The sequence below is a fragment of the Pseudomonas defluvii genome (genome assembly GCF_001695625.1).
Taxonomy (GTDB): Bacteria; Pseudomonadota; Gammaproteobacteria; order Pseudomonadales; family Pseudomonadaceae; genus Aquipseudomonas; species Aquipseudomonas defluvii.
In genome coordinates this window covers 1-5,661 of the sequence record NZ_MBPN01000180.1, presented here as the reverse complement: position 1 = coordinate 5,661, position 5,661 = coordinate 1, and the positions used below count along the sequence as shown (strand labels likewise).

The window sequence follows — 5,661 nt, the reverse complement described above, 5'->3', positions numbered from 1 at the left end:
TCGGCATCAAGCGTCTGCACGTTGCTGGGCGTTTCGATCAGCCGGCGAGCGTCGGCGAACGGCGCCAGGCTGATGCCTGAGCCAGGAGCCAGCTTGACCCGGTTTACGGTCAGACCCAGGCGCTTGGCGAAGTCGCTGAACAAGCCGAAGCTGTTGCCGGCTTCCACGATGAACAGCCGCGGCCGGTAGATGGCCGTGACCTGATTCAAGAGGTTGTTGAGCGTTGCGCTCTTGCCCGAGCCGGTGGGGCCGAATAGGAACAGATGGGCGTTCATCTGCCTGTCCAAGCGGTTCAGCGGATCAAACGTGATCGGCCCGCCACCGCGGTTGAAGAACGTGTTGCCCGGATGGCCCGTACCCTGGCTGCGTCCCCACGCCGGCGAGAGATTCGCCACATGCTGGGCGAACATCAGTTGGGTGAACCAGTTCCGCCGATCCTGCGCAGGGTTGTAGCAGCACGGTAGCCAGCGCAGGTAGCTGTTGAGCGGCGCAACTTCATCGTCCTCGCGCACGGGCTGCAACCCCGCGTTGAGCATCACGTTGGCGAGGTCCAGGCCGCGCCTGTCAAGCTCGGCTTCGTCGCGCCCGCGCAGATAGAAGGCCAGCGTGCCGCGGTAGAGCTTGTGCGCGCTGCCGATGAGCGAGCGCGCCTCCTGCACATCCTTGAGCGTCTGCTCCGATGCCAGTGTTTCGCCGACAGCCTTCTTCGCCAGGTGATTCAGGTGCGATTCGAGGATGTCCTGGGGCGTCGCCACCATGGTCAGACACATCGTGGTGTCTTCGGGCATCTGATCGAAAAGCGTGTTGATCGCATCGCCCTTGCGGGTTTCGCCAGTCAGGTGTCCCGTACCGGGCGGCATGCGTAGTCGGTCGGTGACCAGCACACGGTGCGGCATGCCGTCGAAGTACCAGGTACCGTGCCCGGCATCGGAGCGAGGCTGACCGAAGAACAGCCGTTGGCTGAAATCCCGACCACTCGCCAGCTCGATCTCGCCTTCCTCCACCTCGTCGGGATAGCGGGCCAGCGCATAGAAGCGCTCTCGATTCTCAGCGCTTGGCCCGAGCATCGTTGGGCGTGGGTTGAACCACCGCAGCAACCAGTCGTGAACATCGGCCGCGACCATGCGCCGGGCCTGGATGCCGGCGTTCGCCAGGCCGCCGCAAAGGCGATCGCAGACGATGTTCAGCATTTGCTCGGGTGTCTGGCCACGGCGGTTCGCCTGGCCGGTGGCCCGGCGATAGACCACCATGCGCACGCGCCGCGTCTGGCCGCGCCAGCGCAACCGCGTGACCACCGTGTCCTCGAACAGGCCGCCGGGCTTGGCCACCGCGCGCAGGTGGTGGCCGAAGAAGCGAAGATAGAACTCGGTGAAGGCTGTGCCGCGAGCGCGCGGCTGCACGTAGTTGCGCAGGGTCTGCATGTACTGGTCGAAGCTGGGTTCGTCCTGGGCGTAGAGCTGGAGCACCCAGGGGTTCTCGTCCAGCTCATCGAACGAATCCTGGAGCGCGTTTTCGAGCGCATCGCGGGCATGCGCGAGCCAGCCAGGCTCCCGACCTTCGGTGCCCAGCGGGACCAGCTCGTAGAAGGCTGCGACCGATTGCCCGTCCTCCAGCAGCATGGACTTCGACGGCGGCAGGAACTCCACCCACGGCAGCAGCTCCGCGAACGACTGCGCGACGTCGTACAGCGCCTGCTCGTCCGCCACGGTCGCCGGCTTGCGGCCCTGGATCGTCGCTCCGGGTTCGGCGATGCCGGCTTGGCGCAACGCCTCGACGTGGCGCTGCCAGCCGTCCGGCTGCTCGTCATTGCCACCATCGGATGCAGCCAGCTTCGGCCAAGGGAGTTTCCAGCGCATCAGTAGTCCTCCACGCGCTCGCCCGGCATGGCGTACTGCACGCGCTGGTACAGGGGGAAGACTGTCGTGTAGCCCGGAACAGGCACGGGGTCGGTACCCGCCAGGTGCGGGTACACATACATGACAAGATCGGGGTTCGGGAGGCGGTGGAACTGGCGATAGACCTCGTTTCGCGCCGTGCGCGTGTAGCGCATCTGTTCGGCGGGCGCGGCCTCCACGTCGGCCTCGGTCAGCGGCCGGCGCAGGCTCTGGCGTGCATCGAGCAATTGCCTGCGCGCCACCTGGCCGGCGCCACCGCTGCCGTCGCCGGCGTTCTGCTGCCAGATGTCCATCATCGTGCTGTCGCCGTGCGGGAGCAGCTTTTCCTTGCTGGTGGCACAGCCGCCGAGCACCGCGACGGCGAGGGCCAGCGCCAGGCCCTTATTCAAGTTCGAGAGCATGGCTTTCTCCTGCGCGGTGATCGACCTTGCGGCCTTCGGGATCGAAGTCGATGGCAAGCGGCTTTTCGAGGTGGACGGCGACCTTCGCGCCGGGCTGGACATAGACGGCGGCGAAGGCCTGGCCGTATAGCTTGTTCACCCAGTCGGCCATGTCGCGCACGCCACCGGCCAGGATGCGGCCCACGGCTTCATTGCCCGAGATGCCGACGCTCCCGATGGAGCCGTCGGCGCCGACGTAGGACATCTGGCCGCTGTCGCTGTCGATCAGCGAAGCGACGCCGGCACCGGCGGCGGTAATCAGGGCTTGCGAGCCGAGGTACTGCTGGGCGTTGCTGCGCCGCTCCCCGCTGACGCAGGGAATGCCGTATGGGTCGCTGATCCAGCCCAGGCCGTCTCGCTGCTGGTTGTTCTGCTGGTTGCCGTCGCGGTCTTCGGGGATGGTGCGGATCGTGCCGTCGTGGAAGACGAAGGTGATGCTGCGCACCTGGCCGCGCACGCACGAGAGCGTCCAATCTCCCGATGCGGTGCCGCTGAACACGGCGCCCGCCACGTCGGGAATGTCAATTCCGTTTGCCGTGAGGTTGTCGGGACCGACCAGGACTTTGAACGGATACGGATCGTTGACCGTACCGTCGATCGGCACGCGGCCGATCAGCGCCGTCATTGCCACCGATCCCATCAGCGTCGAGTTGGTCGGCACCGTATAGACCGGCTTGGCGCTCTTGACGCCTGCTGCGCGTGCGCCCGCGTTCGCCACGGTTTGTGCCGTGGTTTCCAGCGTGCTCTGCGCGGGGCCGAAGCTCGTCGGAAAGCTCATGCCGCCACCCGTGCCACGACTGCCGTTACGCCCATCAGTGGGCTTCGCGTCGTCCGGCTCGACCCAGCGCACGCCGCCTTCCATGCCTGCCTCGTCGCCGTTACGCAGCCCCAGGCCCACGGGTAGATCGGCGTGGCCGCCGCCGCGCCCGCCGATGCCTTCCAGGCGCCGCTGCAGGTCGGCGAGCAGTCCCTCGGTCTGCTGGCGCTCGCTGGCTGCCTGCTGCTGGTCGCGGCGCAGGTTGGAGCGCTCGGTCTCCAGCGCCGAATTGATGCGCTGGTCGATGGCGTTCTCGCGCTGGCGCAGGCGCTGGTTCTCTTCGCGCTGAGACTTGTTGTCCAAGAGCGTGGTCTGAAGCTCGGTGCGCAATTGCTTCACCTGCGCCACCAGGGTCGCCACGGTATCGCGGGGGGTATCGCCCTCGATGCCCAGCGCCTTCATCTCCTCGGGCGTGAGCTGGGCGCCGGCATCGGCTGCGGGCTGTGTCGACGTGCTCCCACCGGAGAACAGCCGGATGGCGACGAACAGCACCAACAGGGCCACGGGGATCATCAGCCACTTCAGGAGTCCGTTACTGCGCATGGCGAGTCTCCTTGCCATCCGCGGCCTCGTTGTCCCGTGTCTCGATTTGCGGCTGCGGCAGATGCGCAGCCGGGTCGAAGCGGTGGATAGCGGGCAGCAGCGACTGCGCGAGGCCACGCCCGCGCGTCACCAGGTACAGAACGGTGGTGTCCTCGGGCGTTCCGCGTGGACCCAGCGCCTCGTGCTGGAAGCTGGCCGTGAGGAAATCGCCTTGCAGCACACGCGGGTCGAGGGTGATCCAGCCGCTGCTGCCGTTGGTGAGACGCACGGCGGTGACCCACTGGTCTTCCAGCCGCCACGACGCGAGCGCGACCGCGCGCACCGGCAGCGTCGGCATCAGCGTGGTCAGGTCCATGTCGCGGCGCAGATTGACCCGCATGACACCCGGCAGCGCCTCGACCGTACGCAGCGGCGCATAGAGGTTCTGCGCGGCGAAGCGCGTCAGCGCGACCGAGACCGGGGTTTCGCGCCGCGCCGTCCGCGCGCCTGCCTGATTCTGGGTGTGCGCCGGGGGCGCGTCGGCACCCTCCGGCTGATCGCCATAGCGCGCCGGGGTGCTGTTGCCCTCGACGATGCGCACCGGCTCCAGCTCGGCTTCGCCGTCCTTGGCCGGCTCGGCGGCGATGTCCAGCAGGATCAATGCGCCCGTGTCGGCGTCCTGCAGTTGCAGCCGTGTTGGTTCGATCGGCGCACTGGCGCGCAGGTACACCGCACCGCCCGCGCTCTGCACGCGCAGACGTTCGCCCACGCCGGCAGGCACGCCCACGCGGACGTTCCTGTCGATGAACACGATGCGCTCCTGGCCGACACGCAACGGCACGGCCAGCGGCAGACGTTCCCAGCGCAGGATCTCCACCGCATGGGCGACAGGTGCTGCGACTACGACCAGCAGCCCCAGCAGCGTGAGTACAGGATGCTTCATGGGGTTTCTCCTTGGGGCGCTTGCGGAGCCAAACCACCGGGCGCCGGGCGCGTCGGCTCCGGGGCGCCGATGCGCTGCGGCGCCCCTTCGTAGCAGTCGAGTACCAGGCCGAACGGGTTGCGGGCGGGATCGACGTCCACCCGCGTGACCTTCACGGGATAGCGCACCAGAGCGCGCTTGACTTGCTCGGCGCCGTAGTACTCGTCGGCGGTGATGTCCAGCGTCACTACCCAGTCGCGGTCGGAAACCACGCGCACGCGGGCCGTGGGGTCGTCGCCGTAGCCGCGGCCGGGGATTTCGTAGATGCCGCGCACGCGCTGGCGCAACTCGCCCGTGCTGCGGCGGTAGTCGTAGTCCGCGCGCAGGAAGGCCTGGCAGGATGGGGTGAGGTACGGCGAGAGCGTGTGGAGGTTGCGCGCGTAGTCCTCTTCGCCATTCGTCGGCCAGCGGTTGAGCGTCTGGAACACGTAGAACGTGAACGCATAGACCGATTCGGGCGGCACTTCCCACCACTTCCTGGTACTGCCGGAGCGCAGGTCAGGCGGAACGTGGATGGTCAGATCGCGGGGAGCGCTCCACCAGCCGCCACCCATGACCAGGGCGACGATGATCAGGGCGCCAGCACCCAGGCGAAGCGTCTTGATGTGCGCCTGCAGGTGGGTGATCTCGTTCTTGAAGCGGCTCATCGTGCGCTCCTTCGGGTGGTCCAGAAGCCGGAGCGCGAGATCAGCACATGGCCGCCTACCCAGCCCGCCATCAGCGGATGGCGTGTGGCAATGCGCCATTGCAGTTGCCGATACAGCCAGGTGTCGGGACGCCCGCGCTTGAGGCGGCGAAGAATGCCGCCGCCGATGAACACGCCGAAGGCCACGCCCAGGACGACGAACGTGGGTGCTAGCGCGATCGTGCGGAACACCCACGACAGCGGTGCGCCGACCAGCAGACCGGCGGCGCCGGACAGGCCGCAGCAGATCCACAACTCGTCGGCGGTGAGACCGCGCACCACAACGGGATGTCGATTGAGCCGGTGCGGAAGGAACGTGA

Annotated in this window: 6 protein-coding genes; all 6 read right to left on the bottom strand. The window is 67.5% G+C overall.

Annotated features, from left to right (window positions below):
• On the bottom strand, window positions 1–1,856 hold a 1,856-nt coding region (locus EKA13_RS25670; protein WP_065761880.1), incomplete at its 3' end, for a conjugative transfer ATPase.
• Window positions 1,856–2,296: a TIGR03751 family conjugal transfer lipoprotein gene (locus EKA13_RS25665; RefSeq protein ID WP_009459662.1), complete on the bottom strand. Its 441-nt coding sequence runs from the start codon at window positions 2,294–2,296 to the stop codon at window positions 1,856–1,858. The genes EKA13_RS25670 and EKA13_RS25665, both read right to left, overlap by 1 nt.
• Window positions 2,277–3,695, bottom strand: a complete 1,419-nt coding sequence (locus EKA13_RS25660) for a TIGR03752 family integrating conjugative element protein (protein ID WP_065761879.1) — start codon at window positions 3,693–3,695, stop codon at window positions 2,277–2,279. The genes EKA13_RS25665 and EKA13_RS25660 overlap by 20 nt, the downstream gene beginning before the upstream one ends.
• The gene (locus EKA13_RS25655; RefSeq protein ID WP_065761878.1) at window positions 3,685–4,617 is read right to left on the bottom strand and encodes a TIGR03749 family integrating conjugative element protein; all 933 of its coding nucleotides are present in this window, start codon (window positions 4,615–4,617) and stop codon (window positions 3,685–3,687) included. The genes EKA13_RS25660 and EKA13_RS25655 overlap by 11 nt, the downstream gene beginning before the upstream one ends.
• Window positions 4,614–5,303 carry a PFL_4703 family integrating conjugative element protein gene (locus tag EKA13_RS25650; RefSeq protein ID WP_065761877.1) on the bottom strand — a complete coding sequence of 230 codons (690 nt, stop codon included), beginning with the start codon at window positions 5,301–5,303 and terminating at the stop codon, window positions 4,614–4,616. The genes EKA13_RS25655 and EKA13_RS25650 overlap by 4 nt, the downstream gene beginning before the upstream one ends.
• Window positions 5,300–5,661 (bottom strand): TIGR03750 family conjugal transfer protein (locus EKA13_RS25645; RefSeq protein ID WP_065761876.1); only part of this gene is annotated, 362 nt, incomplete at its 5' end. The genes EKA13_RS25645 and EKA13_RS25650, both read right to left, overlap by 4 nt.